The 15,488-nt window shown below is 68.8% G+C and carries 16 protein-coding genes; 6 read left to right on the plus strand and 10 right to left on the minus strand.

Going from position 1 to position 15,488, the window contains the following annotated elements; translation table 11 throughout:
• Positions 1 to 175 precede the first annotated feature (175 nt).
• Both KO481_RS14615 and KO481_RS44745 read left to right on the plus strand, forming a co-directional pair.
• Positions 176 to 625, plus strand: a complete 450-nt coding sequence (locus KO481_RS14615; RefSeq protein WP_215917643.1) for a hypothetical protein — start codon at positions 176 to 178, stop codon at positions 623 to 625.
• A 121-nt stretch (positions 626 to 746) separates the two neighbouring features.
• Positions 747 to 1,205, plus strand: a complete 459-nt coding sequence (locus tag KO481_RS44745) for a carboxymuconolactone decarboxylase family protein (protein ID WP_372452043.1) — start codon at positions 747 to 749, stop codon at positions 1,203 to 1,205.
• Here the strand turns inward: KO481_RS44745 and KO481_RS14625 are convergent.
• The 3 genes from KO481_RS14625 to pepN all read right to left on the minus strand — a co-directional run bounded on the left by KO481_RS14625 (position 1,144) and on the right by pepN (position 5,164).
• Positions 1,144 to 1,734 (minus strand): ClpP family protease, encoded by a 591-nt coding sequence (locus KO481_RS14625; RefSeq protein WP_215917907.1) that lies wholly within the window; start codon positions 1,732 to 1,734, stop codon positions 1,144 to 1,146. The genes KO481_RS44745 and KO481_RS14625 overlap by 62 nt on opposite strands.
• On the minus strand, positions 1,731 to 2,336 hold the full coding sequence (locus KO481_RS14630) for a ClpP family protease (RefSeq protein WP_215917645.1): 606 nt from the start codon (positions 2,334 to 2,336) through the stop codon (positions 1,731 to 1,733). Before KO481_RS14630 ends, KO481_RS14625 begins: the two co-directional genes overlap by 4 nt.
• Positions 2,337 to 2,533: 197 nt before the next feature.
• Positions 2,534 to 5,164, minus strand: coding sequence for an aminopeptidase N (gene pepN, locus KO481_RS14635; RefSeq protein ID WP_215917646.1), 2,631 nt, complete (start codon positions 5,162 to 5,164; stop codon positions 2,534 to 2,536).
• Positions 5,165 to 5,653: 489 nt separating this feature from the next.
• Here pepN and KO481_RS14640 point away from each other — a divergent pair, with 489 nt between their 5' ends.
• Positions 5,654 to 6,511, plus strand: coding sequence for a phosphoribosylaminoimidazolesuccinocarboxamide synthase (locus KO481_RS14640; protein ID WP_215917647.1), 858 nt, complete (start codon positions 5,654 to 5,656; stop codon positions 6,509 to 6,511).
• Between the two features lie 6 nt (positions 6,512 to 6,517).
• Here the strand turns inward: KO481_RS14640 and KO481_RS14645 are convergent, their stop codons facing one another.
• The 4 genes from KO481_RS14645 to KO481_RS14660 all read right to left on the minus strand — a co-directional run bounded on the left by KO481_RS14645 (position 6,518) and on the right by KO481_RS14660 (position 10,199).
• Positions 6,518 to 6,913 carry a DUF1801 domain-containing protein gene (locus KO481_RS14645; RefSeq protein WP_215917648.1) on the minus strand — a complete coding sequence of 132 codons (396 nt, stop codon included), beginning with the start codon at positions 6,911 to 6,913 and terminating at the stop codon, positions 6,518 to 6,520.
• Positions 6,910 to 8,460: an RNA polymerase sigma factor gene (locus tag KO481_RS14650; protein WP_215917649.1), complete on the minus strand. Its 1,551-nt coding sequence runs from the start codon at positions 8,458 to 8,460 to the stop codon at positions 6,910 to 6,912. Before KO481_RS14650 ends, KO481_RS14645 begins: the two co-directional genes overlap by 4 nt.
• A complete protein-coding gene (locus KO481_RS14655; RefSeq protein WP_215917650.1) occupies positions 8,453 to 8,854 on the minus strand; it encodes a YciI family protein in 402 nt (133 codons plus the stop codon). Before KO481_RS14655 ends, KO481_RS14650 begins: the two co-directional genes overlap by 8 nt.
• 124 nt (positions 8,855 to 8,978) lie before the next feature.
• Positions 8,979 to 10,199 carry an NAD(P)/FAD-dependent oxidoreductase gene (locus KO481_RS14660; protein ID WP_215917651.1) on the minus strand — a complete coding sequence of 407 codons (1,221 nt, stop codon included), beginning with the start codon at positions 10,197 to 10,199 and terminating at the stop codon, positions 8,979 to 8,981.
• Between the two features lie 148 nt (positions 10,200 to 10,347).
• Here KO481_RS14660 and KO481_RS14665 point away from each other — a divergent pair, with 148 nt between their 5' ends.
• The 3 genes from KO481_RS14665 to KO481_RS14675 all read left to right on the plus strand — a co-directional run bounded on the left by KO481_RS14665 (position 10,348) and on the right by KO481_RS14675 (position 12,467).
• Positions 10,348 to 10,995, plus strand: a complete 648-nt coding sequence (locus tag KO481_RS14665; protein WP_215917652.1) for a mycothiol-dependent nitroreductase Rv2466c family protein — start codon at positions 10,348 to 10,350, stop codon at positions 10,993 to 10,995.
• 79 nt (positions 10,996 to 11,074) lie between these two features.
• The gene (locus KO481_RS14670; protein ID WP_215917653.1) at positions 11,075 to 11,548 is read left to right on the plus strand and encodes a ribose-5-phosphate isomerase; all 474 of its coding nucleotides are present in this window, start codon (positions 11,075 to 11,077) and stop codon (positions 11,546 to 11,548) included.
• A gap of 103 nt (positions 11,549 to 11,651) precedes the next feature.
• Positions 11,652 to 12,467, plus strand: a complete 816-nt coding sequence (locus KO481_RS14675) for an Fpg/Nei family DNA glycosylase (protein WP_215917654.1) — start codon at positions 11,652 to 11,654, stop codon at positions 12,465 to 12,467.
• 23 nt (positions 12,468 to 12,490) lie between these two features.
• On the opposite strand, the gene KO481_RS14680 is transcribed toward KO481_RS14675, so the two are convergent.
• The 3 genes from KO481_RS14680 to KO481_RS14690 all read right to left on the minus strand — a co-directional run bounded on the left by KO481_RS14680 (position 12,491) and on the right by KO481_RS14690 (position 15,014).
• The gene (locus KO481_RS14680) at positions 12,491 to 13,093 is read right to left on the minus strand and encodes a class I SAM-dependent methyltransferase (protein WP_215917655.1); all 603 of its coding nucleotides are present in this window, start codon (positions 13,091 to 13,093) and stop codon (positions 12,491 to 12,493) included.
• A gap of 25 nt (positions 13,094 to 13,118) precedes the next feature.
• Entirely contained in the window at positions 13,119 to 13,919 is an 801-nt protein-coding gene (locus KO481_RS14685; RefSeq protein ID WP_215917908.1) for a F0F1 ATP synthase subunit B family protein, read from the minus strand.
• A 90-nt stretch (positions 13,920 to 14,009) separates the two neighbouring features.
• On the minus strand, positions 14,010 to 15,014 hold the full coding sequence (locus KO481_RS14690) for a GGDEF domain-containing protein (protein WP_215917656.1): 1,005 nt from the start codon (positions 15,012 to 15,014) through the stop codon (positions 14,010 to 14,012).
• Between the last annotated feature and the right edge of the window lie 474 nt (positions 15,015 to 15,488).

Genomic DNA, 15,488 nt, shown 5'->3' on the forward strand with positions numbered 1-15,488 from the left:
TCCGGCGCCAGGCACTGTCACGACCGGCGTCGACCTGGCGATGTGGACGGCGGCCATGCCGAAGCAGGCGAGTCCGAGGTCGGCGTTGCGATCGGCACAGAGATACGCCAGCGGGCATATGATCCAGGCAATGCTCTTGCCGCGATGTTGATGGGGTGGCTGAGGAGACGGAGGCATGCCTGCTTTGGTTGACCTTGCCATGGGGGTCGCGCCCATCGCTGGTGGATTGGCTCTCGGTGCAGCGGCGGGATATCTGAAGGGCCCGGACGTCCGCAAGACGATCAAGCAGGATATGGAACTGCTGGACCGCATACCTCCGGAGGAAGTGGAGCGGCGCGCCGAACTCCAACGGACCATCGATAATCGCATCGACGACCTGGTCGCGACCGTCAATCGATACCGGCCGCTGCGCAGAGCGGCCGCCTCCTATCGCGGCGGCTTGCGCGACATCCTGCTGTTCATCTGCACGATTCTGTTTACGGCGGTCTGGTGGGGCGTCGATCATCATAAGAGCAGCTGGCTACCGATGTTCGTTGTGCTCGTTTTGATTTCAGTGTGGGCGGCCGTCTATGCATTCAGCGGTCTGCGCAGATCCCTACTCGCTTACCGGCGCATGAAGGACTGATCGACAGCGTGCGTGCCAGCCGGCGCCCCTGAGGCGCGCAGTTCCTTCCAGACAGCGACTCCTGCCAACGAGCCGCGTCAATCAGACCAAGGATGCATCTATGCCCGCTGATGACATGTCGATGCCCGATCCGATTCATGCTGCCGCGGCCGATGCTGGTCCTTGGGATGGCGCAGCTTTGTCATTGCTGCGGACGTGGGACCCAGCATGGGCCGACGCGTGCAACGAGATGGCGACCAATCCGTGGCGTAGTGGGGTCTTGAGCCGGAAGTTCGTCGAATTGGTCAGTGTCGGCTTGGCCGTGGCGTGTACCAATCTTGATGTACAGGCGACGCGGCGGCATATGCGTGCCGCGCTTGCGGCCGGAGCGACACGCTCGGAAATACTGTTCGTGATCAAGTGCGCGACCGTGGTTTCGCTCCACTCGTGCAGTGTCGCTGCGCCGATAGCGCCGACGGGCGGCGCGCCTTCCAGGCGGCCCACCCCGTCGGCGGCTGGGCGGATCGGGTCCGCGCCGATCAATCGGTTGCGGCGAGAATCTGATCGGCCAGGCCGTACTCGACGGCCGTGCGGGCGGTGAAGACGCGGTCGCGGTCGGTGTCGTGGCGCAGGGTTTCCACCGGCTGGCCGGTGTGTTCGGACAGGATCGTCTCGATTTCCGCCCGCATCCGGACCAGCTCGTCGGCCTGCAGGATCAGGTCGGGGATGGCGCCCTGACCGCGGCCCGCGGGCTGGTGCAGGACGGCGCGGGCGTGCGGGAGCATCGAGCGTCGTCCCTTCGCGCCGCCCGCCAGCAGCACCGCGCCGACCGCGATGGCCTGGCCTACGCACGTGGTCACCACGGGGGAGTGCACGTGCTGCATGGTGTCGTACACCGCGAGCATGGCGGGCAGATCGCCACCCTCGCAATTGATGTAGAGGTGGATGTCCTGCCCGGGGCTGTCCGCGTCCAGGTGCAGCAGCTGCGCGATGAGCGCGTTGGCAACCCCGGAATCGATCGGCGTGCCCAGGTAGACAATGCGTTCGGTGAGCAGATGCGAGTAGACGTCCATGATCCGCTCGCCCCGCGGATGCTGGGCGATGACATTGGGAATCGTGTACGTCATCAGCTGATCCCCACTCGCTGGCGCTGCGGCACGACCTGACCGAACGACTCCACGATGTGATCGATGAAGCCGTACTCCCGAGCCTGCTCCGCGGTGAACCAGCGGTCGTGCAGGGAATCCTCGTAGATGCGGTCGAAGGGCTGCCCGGTGTCCGCGGAGATCAGGCCGAGCACGGTGTTGACCGTGTGCCGCAGGTCGTCGGCCTGCACCTCGACCTCGCCCGCGCTGCCCCCGATGCCTGCCGAACCCTGGTGCATCAGGATGCGCGCGTGCGGCAGGGCGAACCGCCGCCCCGGCTCGCCCGCCGACAGCAGGAACTGCCCGGCGCTGCACGCCAGTCCCAGTGCCAGCGTGGACACCTCGCACGGCACCAGCCGCATGGTGTCCCGGATGGCGAGCATCGAGGGCACCGAGCCGCCCGGCGAGTGGATCCACAGCGAGACAGCCCCGTCGGGATCCTCGGCGGCGAGCGTGAGCAGCTGCGTCATGAGCAGCGTGCCGTTGTCGTCGTCGAGCGCCCCGTCGAGCACCAGAATGCGCCGGCTGAGTAGTTGCTCGCGCATTCGCCAGCTGAACATCGGAATCTTGTTGTCGTCGTGAGCCATACGTCCACGGTGCGCCGGGACCGTGCCCATTGTCGCCCGACGCTGCTCACGGCAGATCTGCCCACAGCAGCGAGACTCGCCGGAACCAGTGCCGCACGGTGTGATTCGGGTGCGCTCGTTTTGTACTGGTGCGCAATGCAATACGGCCGCATTCCCCCGGGTCTCGGAGGGAATGCGGCCGATTGTGCGGTCGTCGGCTAGCTGGCGTCGAAAGCCCTTGCGCGCAAGGAGCGTTCGACACCCGCCTTGCCCTCGCTCACCAGGCGGTGCAGGGCCGGGGGATGATCGCCCGCCAGGAACTTGTCGGCCACGGCGACCGACTCGTCGGTGATCGCCCAGTGCGGGTAGAGGCCGACGACGACGGTCTGAGCGACCTCGCTCGACCGGCGCTCCCACACCGCCGGAATGTCGGCGAAGTAGCGGTCCACGTACGGGGCCAGGAGATCGGCCTGACCGACGGGGGCGAAACCGGCGACGATCGCGCGGGTGGTGATGTTCGGCAGCGTGTCGTCGTTGATCACCGAGTTCCAGGCGTTCTCCTTCACCGCGGCCTGCGGGCGGCTCGTGGCGGCCGCGGCCGCCTGACGACGCCCCGCGGCGGTCGGATCGCGATCCAGCTCGGCATCGATGACCGGCGTGGCGATCCCGTCGGCGTCGATCACGCCGGCCGCGGCCAGCGCCTGCACGACCCGCCAGCGCAGATCGGTGTCGACCACGAGCCCGGCCAGGCCCACCTGCGCCGGATCGCCTTCGAGCAGCGCGCCCAGCACCTCGGTGTGCGCGGGCGAGAGGCGCGCGCCGGTCAGGGAGTTGACGAAGGCCAGCTGATGGTCCGACCCCGGCTCGGCCGCCCGGGCCAGCTCGATCAGGCGATCGGCGAACTCGGCCCAGCCCTGCGACTGCGCCCAGCCGGGATCGGCGTAACTGCCCAGCGCGGTCTGGGCCTGCATCAGAAGGCGCTGCACCACACCGATTTCCGACTCCGCGCCGACACCGTGCTGTACCAGCGCGACGAAATCGCGGGCCCGCAGCTCGGCCTGGCGGGTCATCTCCCAGGCCGCCGACCAGCACAGCGTGCGGGGCAGCGATTCGGCGATGTCGGCGATGCGCGTCGTGACCGTCGTCAGCGATTCCGGATCCAGGCGGACCGAGCAGTAGGTGAGATCGTCGTCGTTGACCAGCACCAGCTTGCCGCGCTCGACGCCGACCAGCTCGGGCACCTCGGTGCGCTCGGCGGCCGCGAGGTCGATCTCGACGCGCTTGGTGCGCACCAGCTTTCCGTCCTGCTCGTCGTACACGCCGATGGCCAGGCGGTGCACTCGGTACTCGCCGGCGCCCGGCTGCGCACCGGATTGCACCACCGAGAACGAGGTGAACTTCCCATCGGACACCTCGAACTCCGGCCGCAGGATGTTCAGGCCCGTCGTCTTGAGCCACTGCGCACCCCAGCCGGAAAGGTCACGGCCCGAGGACTTTTCGAGGGCGCCCACGAGGTCGTCGAAGGTGGCGTTCGCGTAGGCGTGCTCGGTGAAGTAGTCCCGCAGACCCGCCAGGAACGGCTCGCGGCCCACGTAGGCGACCAACTGCTTGAGCACCGAAGCACCCTTGGCGTAGGTGATTCCGTCGAAGTTCACCTCCACCGCGTCCAGGTCCGGAATGTCGGCGGCGATCGGATGGGTGGAGGGCAACTGATCCTGCCGGTATGCCCACGACTTCTCCACATTCGCGAATGTGGTCCAGGCGCTGGTGTATTCGGTCGCAGAGGTCTGGCACAGCACCGAGGCGAAGGTGGCGAACGACTCGTTCAGCCACAGATCGTCCCACCACTTCATGGTGACCAGGTCGCCGAACCACATGTGCGCCATCTCGTGTAGCACGGTCTCGCAGCGCCGCTCGTAGGAGGCGCGAGTCACCTTGGAGCGGAACACGTAATCTTCGAGGAAGGTGACCGCGCCCGCGTTTTCCATTGCGCCGGCGTTGAATTCGGGCACGAATAACTGGTCGTACTTGCCGAACGCGTACGGCACACCGAAATTCTCGTGGTAGAAACCGAATCCCTGCTTGGTCTCGGTGAACAGCCGCTCGGAGTCCATGTGCTCGGCGAGCGAGGCACGGCAGTAGATGCCCAGCGGGATGCTGCCGTGCGAGTCGGTGTAGGCGTCGGTCCACTTCGCATACGGGCCCGCGATCAGCGCGACGAGGTAGGTGCTCATGCGCGGGGTAGTGGCGAAAGTGTGCCGGACGACCGTTCCGGTCTCCGGGGATGGTGAGCTGGCGGAGCCGGCGGGGTGGGTAAGCACAGCGGCCTCGACCGCGGCGCCGTTGGAAATCACCTCCCAGTCCTGGGGCGCGGTGACCGTGATGTCGTAGGTGGCCTTGAGGTCCGGCTGGTCGAAGCAGGCGAACATCCGCTTGGCGTCGGCGGTCTCGAACTGCGAGTACAGGTAGACCTTGTCGTCGGTGGGGTCGACGAACCGGTGCAGACCCTCGCCGGTGTGCGAGTACTCGCAGTCGGCCTCGACGACCAGTTCGTTGCGCTCGGCCAGGCCGGTCAGCGCGATCCCCTTGGACTCGTCGTATTCGCCGATCTTGACGGGGGTTCCGTTCAGCGCCACGGAACGCACCCCGGCCGCGACGATATCGACGAAAGTCTCCGCGCCGGGTTCGGCCGTGAAGGTGACCGTCGAGCGGGAAACGAAGGTTTCGCCCGAGCCGGCCTCGGGGTTGGTCGGCTGGCCCGTCAGGTCCAGCTCGATGCGATAGTTCTCCACGCTGATCGTCGCGGCACGTGTGATGGCCTGCTCACGGGTGAGGTTCGGTGCGGACATCCAGACTCCTTCGCTGGTCGAAGAACATACCGGCGGGCCGCCCACTCCGGGGTGGGGAACGAGCGGCGGCGTCGGCTCGGTGCGTGGTGCGGACCGCGGCCCGCGGTGAGAGCGGCGACCGGCCGGTCTGACACGGTCCCGCGCGCCTGCGGGTGCGGATGCAACGATGCCCAGCTTGCCACGCCGCAGGGGAGTCGGGTGCGGGCATGCTGCGTGCGGGCCGTTCGCCGCAGTGCCCCAGGTGGCGGTGCCGTCCGCCTGGGCGCTTCGGGACGTGGGAATCGCCGACTCGGGATAGGGCACCGGAGGCGGTGCTGTGTCGATGAGCGTCCGAATTGTTCCCGCGTCGCGCCGGTGGCATGGCGGTGTGCGAACGGACTCGAGGGGCGGCTCGGTAGGCTGTGCGGCGTCCGCGCCCTTCGGTACGTGCCGACAGGATGATCGCTGTCACCGCGCGTGGTAGCCCGAGCGGGATCGGACGTTTCATCGATGCGCAGACCAGGAGGACAGTTGAAGCACATCCACGCGGGCAAGGTGCGCGATCTGTACGAGGACGGCGATTCGCTGATCCTGGTCGCCTCGGATCGGGTATCGGTCTACGACGTGGTGCTGCCGACGCCGATCCCGGACAAGGGCGCGCTGCTGACCCAGCTGTCGAACTGGTGGTTCGGCTATCTGTCCGACATTCCCAACCACGTGGTGTCGGCCACGGATGTGCCCGCCGAATTCGCCGGCCGCGCCGTCCGGGTCAAACCGCTGAAGATGGTGCAGGTGGAGTGCATCGCCCGTGGCTACCTGTCGGGCTCGGGCCTGAAGGAGTACGAGCGCACAGGCATGGTCTCCGGCATCGCCCTGCCGCCCGGCCTGCGCGAGGGCGACCGGCTGCCCGAGCCGATCTTCACCCCGAGTACCAAGGCCTCCGAGGGCCACGACGAGCCGATCACCTTCGACGATGTCGTGCGGCAGGAGGGCCGCGAGGTCGCCGAGCGCCTGCGCGAGCTGACCCTGGAGATCTACACGCGCGGCGCCTCCTACGCCGCCGGGCGCGGGGTCATAATCGCCGACACCAAGGTCGAATTCGGCTGGGACGGTGAGGTTCTCACCCTGGGAGACGAGGTCCTCACCTCCGATTCCTCCCGCTACTGGCCCGCCGCCCAGTGGGAACCCGGCCACGCCCAGCCGTCCTTCGACAAGCAGTTCGTCCGCGACTGGTCCACCTCCACCGGCTGGAACAAGGAATACCCGGGCCCGGAGATCCCCGCCGACATCGTCGCGGCCACCCGCGAAAAGTACCGCGAGGCATACGAATTGATCACCGGTATCGAGTGGGCGGGCACCCCGGCCTGAGCCGATTCAGCCCGCGCCCTTCAGTTTTCGCCAGCCGCCCGCGCGGTTGTTCGCGATGATCCGGCGGAACATCTCCGTCAGCGCGGGGACATTGATCTTGTCGCCCTCGTAGACGGCGATGGTGCGGCCGGTCTTGTTCTCGTGCCCGCCGGTGATGATGCCGTGCGGATCGGGAACGATGCCGCCGTCGTAGAGGAATATGTTCACGTGGTCCTTGGTGGCCAGCAGGGCGCAGATATTGCCCTGTAGCACGAAATACGGCTGGACCGTGCGCTTGATCGTCTCGACGACCTCGGGGTCGGCGTCGTGGACGATATCGCGCACCTGCCGGCAGATGTCGCGCTGCCACGGGGGCAGGGGATCGATGTAGGTGTCGACTCGCGGATCGGTCACGTACGTCATGCGGTGTCTCGGTTCCGCAGGCGGGCGGCGCGCAGGGTGAGGTAGTCGCGTTCGGGGGTGCTGGCGGTGTGGTGGGCCGCGGCGGTGTAGCCGGCGATGGCGGCCTGCCGGTCGCCCGCCATGTCCTGCAGGTGGGCGCGGACGGCGTCGAGACGGTGGTTGCCGGTGAGGATGTCGGCGACGGTGTCGGTGACGGACAGGCCCGCGGCCGGGCCGTGGACCATGGCGGTGGCGACCGCGCGGTTCAGCGTGACCATCGGGTTAGGGGTCAGGCACTCCAATCTGGTGTACAGCAACAGGATTCGGTCCCAGTCGGTGTCCTCGGCGTGCCGGGCCTGCGCGTGCAGGGCCGCGATCGAGGCCTGGATGCGGTAGGGACCCTCGAGGCCGGCCGAGATCGCCGCGGTGGTGAGCCGGATGCCCTCGGCGAGCTGGCCCCGGTGCCAGCGGGTGCGGTCCTGTTCGGGGAGCGGGATCAGTTCGCCGCTGGTGCCGGTGCGGGCCGCGCGGCGGGCGTCGGTGAGCAGCATCAGCGCCAGCAGCGCGGTGACCTCGGGGTCGTCGGGCAGCAGGCGATGCACCATGCGGGCCAGGCGGATCGCCTCGGCCGACAGGTCGGTGCGCTGCAGGCTGGGGCCGCCCGAGGCGGTGTGTCCCTCGGTGAACATCACATACAGCACCTGCAGCACCGATTCGCGGCGATCGCGCCAGGCCGTGGCCGCCAGCGCGGGCGGCATGGCAAAGGGGCGCTCCAGGGTGGACAGGCGCTTCTTCGCCCGCGAGATGCGCTGTGCCATCGTCGATTCCGGAATCAGGAACGCGCGCGCGATCTCCTCGGTGGACAGGCCGCCGACCGCGCGCAGCGTCAGCGCGATGGCGCTGGCGGGCGAGAGCGACGGATGGCAACACAGCACGAACAGCGTCAGCGTGTCGTCGCGCGCGGGCTGGATATCGTTGTGCTGCTCCATGTCTCGCACCGCGACCGCGATCTCGCGATGGCGCCGGGCGGCATCGGCACGCACCGTGTCGGTCATCCGCCGCTGCGCCACCTGAATCAGCCAGCCCCGCGGATTGTCCGGCAGTCCCGCGTCCGGCCACTGCGTCGCCGCCGCCAGCATCGCCTCCTGCACCGCATCCTCGGCCGCGTCGAAATCGCCGAATCGCCGCGCCAGCACGCCCACCACGATCGGTGCCAGCTCGCGCAGCAGGTAGGCGACCTCGGCGTGGGCCCCGGTTGTGGTCTCCGGCCGATGCGGTGTGCCCGCCGAGCCGTTCGAAACTCGGCTCGAATCCAGCTGAGCCTGGGGTGAACTCGCGTCTCGTCCCGGATCCGAGCCAGTTGCCCGCTCCGGGTCCGGCGCGGACGCGCCGAGCCCCGTGGCGGGCGCGTCGTGCCCTGGCCGCTCGGGCAGCGGTGTGTCGCGTCGGTCCGAGGGAGCGGAGTGTGTGCCCGCGGCCGGAGGCTCCGATTCGGCGGTACGGGCGCGGACCGAGCCGCCGACCGGTGCGGCGGGCGGTGGGGTGCAGGTGCCGGGTGCGTCAGGCATCGGCGGGTGGGGCATCCATGACCTGGCGCACCTCGATGTATTCGCCGATCGGCTTGCCCCCGGGGCCCGGGGCGGCCGAGGCCTGGGCGGCGATCTCGACCGCGCGCGCGGGGGTGTCGACGTCGATGATCCAGTACCCGGCGAGGAATTCCTTGGTCTCGGGGAAGGGGCCGTCGGTCACCACGGGGGCCGAGCGGCCGTCGGAGCTCACGATCCGCGCCTGGTCGGGGAAGGCCAGGCCCTGGGCGTCGACGAGTTCGCCGGAGCCGCGCAGCTGTTCGCCCAGCATGCGCTGGAAGTCGATGTGCGCGGTGATCTCCTCGGGCGTCCACTCGCCCATCGGGGTGTCGCAGTAGGCGGCGGGCGTGTAGGTCTTCAGCAGCATGTACTTCATTTCCGGCTCCTCGCGTTCGTCGTCCGCACCGCTCCGGCCGCGACGGACGCGGCCCGGGCGGTGCGCTTACCGAGAGGTCGGAGCCCGCCGCGCGAAATCGACCTACCCCTGATGGTGAGCCCCGTCACAGCTCGGCCGACGTATCGGCCAGGCGCCGCGGGTCGACCGGATCACCGGACAGAATCAGCTCCTTGATGCGATCGCCGACGTCCCAGACATTGACGTTCATCCCGGCCAGTACCCGGTTGCCCGAGTCGAGCCAGAAGGCCACGAACTCGCGGGCGCCGACGTCCCCGCGGGTCACCACCGTGGTCTGCTGGCCGGGCGCGACGTAGCCGGTGTATTCCATGCCGAGGTCGTATTGATCGGTGAAGAAATAGGGCAGCCGGTCGTAGGTGGCCGGTTTGCCCAGCATCGTGAGCGCCGCTACCTCGGGTTGATTGAGCGCATTGGCCCAGTGCTCCACCCGGACGCGCCGCCCCAGCACCGGATGCTGCTGATCGGCGATGTCGCCGACGGCGACGATGTCCGGGTCGCTGGTGGACAGGCTCTCATCGACCAGCACCCCGCCCTCGACCGCGAGCCCGGCGTCCACGGCCAGTTCGGTATTGGGCCGCGCGCCGACGCCCAGGAGCACCGCATCGGCCTCGATCACGGTGTCGTCGCCCAACCGCACCCCGGCGACGCGGCCCTCGGCGGTGCGGATCTCGGCGACCGTCACATCGCATCGCAGATCGACCCCGTGCGCGCGGTGCAGGTCGGCGAACACCGCACCCATCTCCGGCCCCATCGCGGCCAGCAGCGGCGCGGACATGGCCTCGAGGACCGTGACCTCGACACCGGCCGCGCGGGCCGCGGCCGTCACCTCCAGTCCGATCCATCCCGCGCCGATCACCGCCAGCCGCCGGATCGAGCCGAACAACTCGACGAGCGCATCGGACTCCTCGATGGTCCGCAGCACGTGCACGCCCTGCGCATCGGCGCCCGGAATTCGCAGCCGCCGCGCCCGCGACCCGGTGGCCAACGCCAGCTTGTCGTACGGCAGTGTCGAACCATCTGGCAGCGCAACGGTTTTCGAGGCCCGGTCGATCGTTGATACCGCGGTGCCGAGCATTACCTCGACGTGGTGGTCCCGATACCACTGCGCGGGCTGCACCGTGAACTCGGCCAGCGCCTTCTTACCCAGCAGGTGTTCCTTGGACAGCGGCGGCCGCTCGTACGGCAGTTGCTCCTCCGCCGCGAGTAGCGTGAGGGAACCCTCGAAGTCGTTGTCGCGTAGCGCCTCGGCGAGCTTGGCCGCGGCGAGACCGCCGCCGACGATGACGAACCTGGAATCTGTGGTCATGAAAACCCTCCGTGTGCCGGGAACCAGGCTGTCCTCGACCCTACTGCGACCAACCGACACGGTTCGGGAAATATCCGGAACTTTCCGTCGTTGATGAGAATTGACGGCGGCAGTGTCGCCGCTTCCCGCACTTCGAGAGGATATTGACGTGAGCGATGCGACGAACGGCGCCAAGGACCGGGTGGACTTCTGGTTCGATCCGCTGTGCCCCTGGTGCTGGATCACCTCCCGCTGGATTCTGGAGGTCGAGAAGGTCCGGGACATCGAGACGAACTTCCACGTGATGAGCCTGGCCGTGCTCAACGAGGGCCGCGATCTGCCCGAGCAGTACGCCGAGATGATGAAGACGGCTTGGGGTCCGGTGCGGGTGGCCATCGCCGCCGCCCAGGATCACGGCGACAAGGTCCTGGCCCCGCTCTACACAGCGATGGGTACCCGCATTCACAACCGCAAGGAGGAGTACGCGCGCGAGGACCGCGCCGAGACGTTCGCCCTGGTGGTCGCCGAGGCGCTGGCCGAGACGGGCCTGCCCGCCGAGCTGGCCGCGGCCGCCACCAGCGCCGAGTACGACGAGGCGCTGCGCGTGAGCCACCACGCGGGCATGGACAAGGTCGGCCCGGACGTGGGCACCCCCACCATTCACATCAACGGCGTGGCGTTCTTCGGCCCGGTGCTCTCGCGCATCCCGCGCGGCGAGGAGGCCGGAAAGGTGTGGGACGGTGCGGTCGCCCTGGCGTCCTACCCGCACTTCTTCGAGCTCAAGCGCACCCGCACCGAGGATCCGCAGTTCGACTGAGCGCACCCACCCGGATTTCACCGGTGGAGGTGTCGGCCCCGCGGTTCCGCGGCTCGCGGGGCCTGACACAATCGCTGCCATGCGCGTATACCTGGGTGCCGACCATGCCGGCTTCGAGCTGAAGAACCACATCAAGGATCACCTGGAGAAGGCCGGACACGAGGTGTTCGACTCCGGCGCCCACGAGTACGACGCCGTGGACGACTACCCGGCGTTCTGCATCGACGCCGCGCGCCGCGTGGTCGCCGACCCGGGCAGTCTCGGCATCGTGATCGGCGGCAGCGGCAACGGCGAGCAGATCGCCGCGAACAAGGTGCCCGGCGCCCGCTGCGCGCTGGCCTGGAGCATCGAGACCGCGCAGCTGGCCCGCCAGCACAACAACGCGCAGCTGATGGGCATCGGCGGCCGCATGCACCCGCTCGAGGACGCGCTGGCCATCGTCGACGCCTTCATCACGACCCCGTGGTCGGGCGAGGACCGGCACCAGCGTCGCATCGACATCATCTCCGAGTACGAGAAGTCCGGCGTGGCGCCGGAGGTTCCCGTCGCCTGACAACCGTCCGCGGGCGGGCGCGGATCGTCGGTCGTAGCGCCGATGTCGTCCGCGCCCCGCACCGTGCGGTCGTCGGGTCCGGGACAGGAGGTACGCGGCGCTCATGCCGGAGGGGCATACGCTGCATCGCCTGGCGAAGGCGCATCACGCGCGGTTCGCCGGCGGTGTGGTCCGGGTATCCAGTCCTCAGGGTCGCTTCGCCGACGGGGCCGCGCTGGTGGACGGGCGGGTCCTCGTGCGTGCCGAGGCGTGGGGCAAACATCTTCTGCACCACTATGATTCGGGGCTCGTGGTGCACGTGCACCTCGGGCTGTACGGGAAGTTCACCGAATCGACGGGGCCGCTGGGGGATCCGGTCGGGCAGGTGCGCATGCGGATGGCCGGGGCCGGCAAGTCCGGAGCGGAGCTGTACGGGGCCGACCTGCGCGGTCCGACCGCATGCGAGGTGCTGCACGATCCGGAGGTCGCCGCGCTCACCGCGCGGCTGGGCCCGGATCCGTTGCGCCGCAACGCCGATCCCGGCCAGGCCTGGCAGCGCATCCACCGGTCTGCGCGCTCGCTGGGTGCGCTGCTGATGGACCAGAGCGTGCTGGCCGGGGTCGGCAACGTCTACCGGGCGGAAGTCCTTTTCCGCCACGGCATCTCACCGTATCGTCCCGGAAAATCGTTGAGCCGCACCGAATGGGACGCACTGTGGGTCGACCTGGTGGAGCTAATGAAGGTCGGCGTCCGGCGCGGCAAGATGCACGTGGTACGTCCCGAGGACGATCATGGCGCGCCGTCCTACGCCGCCGATCGTCCCCGCACCTATGTGTACCGCCGCGTCGGGGAGCCGTGCCGCCTGTGCGGAGCTACTGTCCTGCATGCCGTGATGGAGGGTCGAAACCTGTTCTGGTGCCCCAGCTGCCAGCCGCGCTGAATGCTTATCGGGCCCGTGACCTGTCACAGTGAGCCGGTGCGGCGGAGCCGGTAGAGGTGGATCGGGCCCGGCCACGGCGCCAGGAGTGAGTCGTCGGTGATCTCCCACCCGGAAAATGCGGCGGTGATGTCGGCGGCGCTTACACCCCGGGGCAGCGGCCCGCGTTTGGCCGGTGCGAAGGCGACCATCAGCAGGGTGGCATCGCCGGCGGCGACAGTGTCGACTTGCCGTGCCTCTGCATGGCGTTGTGGGTCGGTCAGGCCGTGGAACGCACCGAAGTCGAGTATGAGCTTGTAACCCGTACCGACCTCGGCGGGCAGGTCGGTAACATCCCCTACGAGCCAACGGATTTGAACGCCGGCGGCATCCGATCGTGCTCGCGCGGAACGGATTGCGCCGGGGACGAAGTCCACGCCGGTGACCTGCCAGCCTCGGCGCGCGAGGTCGACGGAGTGGATGCCGGTCCCACAGCCCAGATCCAGCGCCCTGCCGAACGGGGGCGCCAGACCCTCCTGCTCCCTGTCGAACGCCGAGCCGAGAATTCGAGGCGAATCACCGCGTCGGGCCGCGTTTTCCCACGGTCGCACGCGAAGTCCATGTAGCAGGCGGTACCGGAGCACGTTCATGTCAGGCCTCCTTCATGTCGGGCCATCAGAAATTCCCGTCGAATCCGCCGCCGCCGTCCCAGCCGCCGCCGTCGAATCCGCCGTTGTCCCAGCCGGATTGGTCGTACCCGCCCTGGTCGTACCCGCCCTGGTCGTAACCGCCTTGGTTGTAACCATCCTGGTCATACCCGGCCTGGTCGTATCCCGTCTGATAGTCCTGTCCCGTATCGAATCCCGCGTCGTAGCCCGAGCCGTACCCGCCCTCGAATCCGGCGGTGTCGTACCCCACGCCCGACATCCCGTGGAACAGCGTGTCGAACAGCAGCGCCGAACCCACGCCCCAGGCCCCGGCCACGAGCGCGGTCTTCCACCACGGCTCGGAATACCAGCCGGCCGGGACCGGCCGTCCGGCGACACGGCCGCCCGGGTAGTAGTTCGGGGTCTGCGGTGAGGGCATCGGGGATGCCTGCACCTGACGACCCTCGAAGTCGATGGCCCGCTGCTCCGAGACGTGTCCGGCCGAGCGCTGCCCGTCGAGTTCGGGGACCGGCGGCCCGGGGTCCAGGCCCATCGCGCTGCGCGCGGCCCGCACGTAGTACAGGCCCTCCAGGGCGGTTTCCTTGGCCAATCGGGCCTGGGCGACGGTGGTCGCCTGGTCGATCTGCGATCCGGCGGCATTGAGCCGTTCTCCGGCGTCGGCGAGCGCCTGGGTGGACGCCTCGTCCCGGCCGGTCAGGTTGTACACCTGCCCGCCGAGCCGCTCGATGATCCGCCGGGCGTCGGCCTTCGCGTCGGCGAGCTGAGCCGCCTGGTGGCTGCGGGCGGTATTGCGGCCCGCGAGGCTCATCGCCAGGAAGACGATCAGCACGACAACCAGGATGACCAGAAGTATCGCCACGCAGTCAGCCTACGCGGATCGATAGCTGACCAGTTGCTGTCAGCCCGCGGCGGCCGCGTCGTACTGGAGCTGGGCGGGGATGAAGCCGCTAGGCTCAGACTCCTCGTCGTCCAGCTCCGACACCGCGAACCGGCGCTTGCCCGCCGTCTTGGCCGAGTACATCGCGCGATCGGCGCTGCGAAGCAGGTCGGAGAAGTCGCACGCGCGCCCCGCCGGGCAGTACGCGGTGCCCACACTGGCCGAGACCGGCACCGGTCCGGAGGAGGTGGGGACCGGATTGTGCAGCGCGGTCAGCACCCGCATGGCGACCTCGCCGAGGGTGTTGCGGCGGGCGGGGAGGGCTAGTACGAATTCATCGCCGCCGTACCGGCACACCACGGTCTCCTGCGGGCAGGCCGCGCGCAGCCGGCGTGAGATCTCCACCAGGACCTCGTCGCCGACGCTGTGGCCGTAGCCGTCGTTGATCTGCTTGAAATCGTCGACGTCGATGAGTAGCAGGCCGACGCCGCGGGACCGGTCGGCCGCCATCAGGCGCACCTGCTCCTGCAGCAGCGAGCGGTTGGCCAGATCGGTCAGCGCGTCGTGGGTCGCCTCGTGCCGCAGCTGGGTCTGCAGGGCCGCGATCTCCTGGACCCGCACCGACACCGCGGCCTCGAGGCTGGCCTCCTGCTGGGCCAGCGCCCGCTGCTGCAGCGCCTCGGCATAGCTCTCGATCGCATGGCTGGCCACCAGCGGCCAGCGGGTGAAGACGAGCGATCCGGGCTCGCCGGGCGCGAAGCCCAGCAGGGCCCGCGAGGTCGGTGCCAGCATCCGGGTGCGATCGAACGGCTCCTCGGCCAGCCTGCGGCCGATCCGGCGGGCCGTGGGCACCGGGAAGGGTTCCGAGCGCGCCAGATCCATCAGCTCGTTGATCAGCGCGGTGAACACCCGCTCCAGATGCTCGCGCGGAACCGTCAGGCCGGTGTCGCGGTACACCGCGGCCACCCAGTCTCGCGAGGTGAGCCTGACCGCCGCGGCGGTCACCGTGTCCAGCTTGGTGAGCATGCCGCTCACCTCACGCAGACGGTTGTCGCGTACTCCGGACTACAGCCCTCCGGATCGTGCCTACTGCTATGCGGTCCGCTCCACCTAGCTCGGTGCATGCTCACCGCCCCCTTTCCAGATACCCCCGTCCGGCAAAAAGGATCCTAGCAAGCCTCTCGACTTCGAAAAATGATGTTTTACAACCTGTTCCGAAGTTCCGCGAGTGGCAACTGTCAGAGCTATCGTCCGGCGAGCTGCGGCGTTACACCTCTCGTCAGCGTGTCTTCGGCGACGCGCCGGGCAATCCGAACCCGCGTGACCCTCGGTTAACGGTCGGCTCCCGCGCGGCGCGAGGACGGCTGATCCCGGGGCCGCCGAGGGCTCGCCGACCGGGCGAGACACCCCTCGGGCGGGGCGATTGGCGTTCGGCGAGTGAGATTCGGTACAGTCTCAGGCGCAGACGACATCGAGGCGATCCCGTCGGTGTCGTGTGCC

The organism is Nocardia albiluteola (assembly GCF_018860155.1).
Lineage (GTDB): Bacteria > Actinomycetota > Actinomycetes > Mycobacteriales > Mycobacteriaceae > Nocardia > Nocardia albiluteola.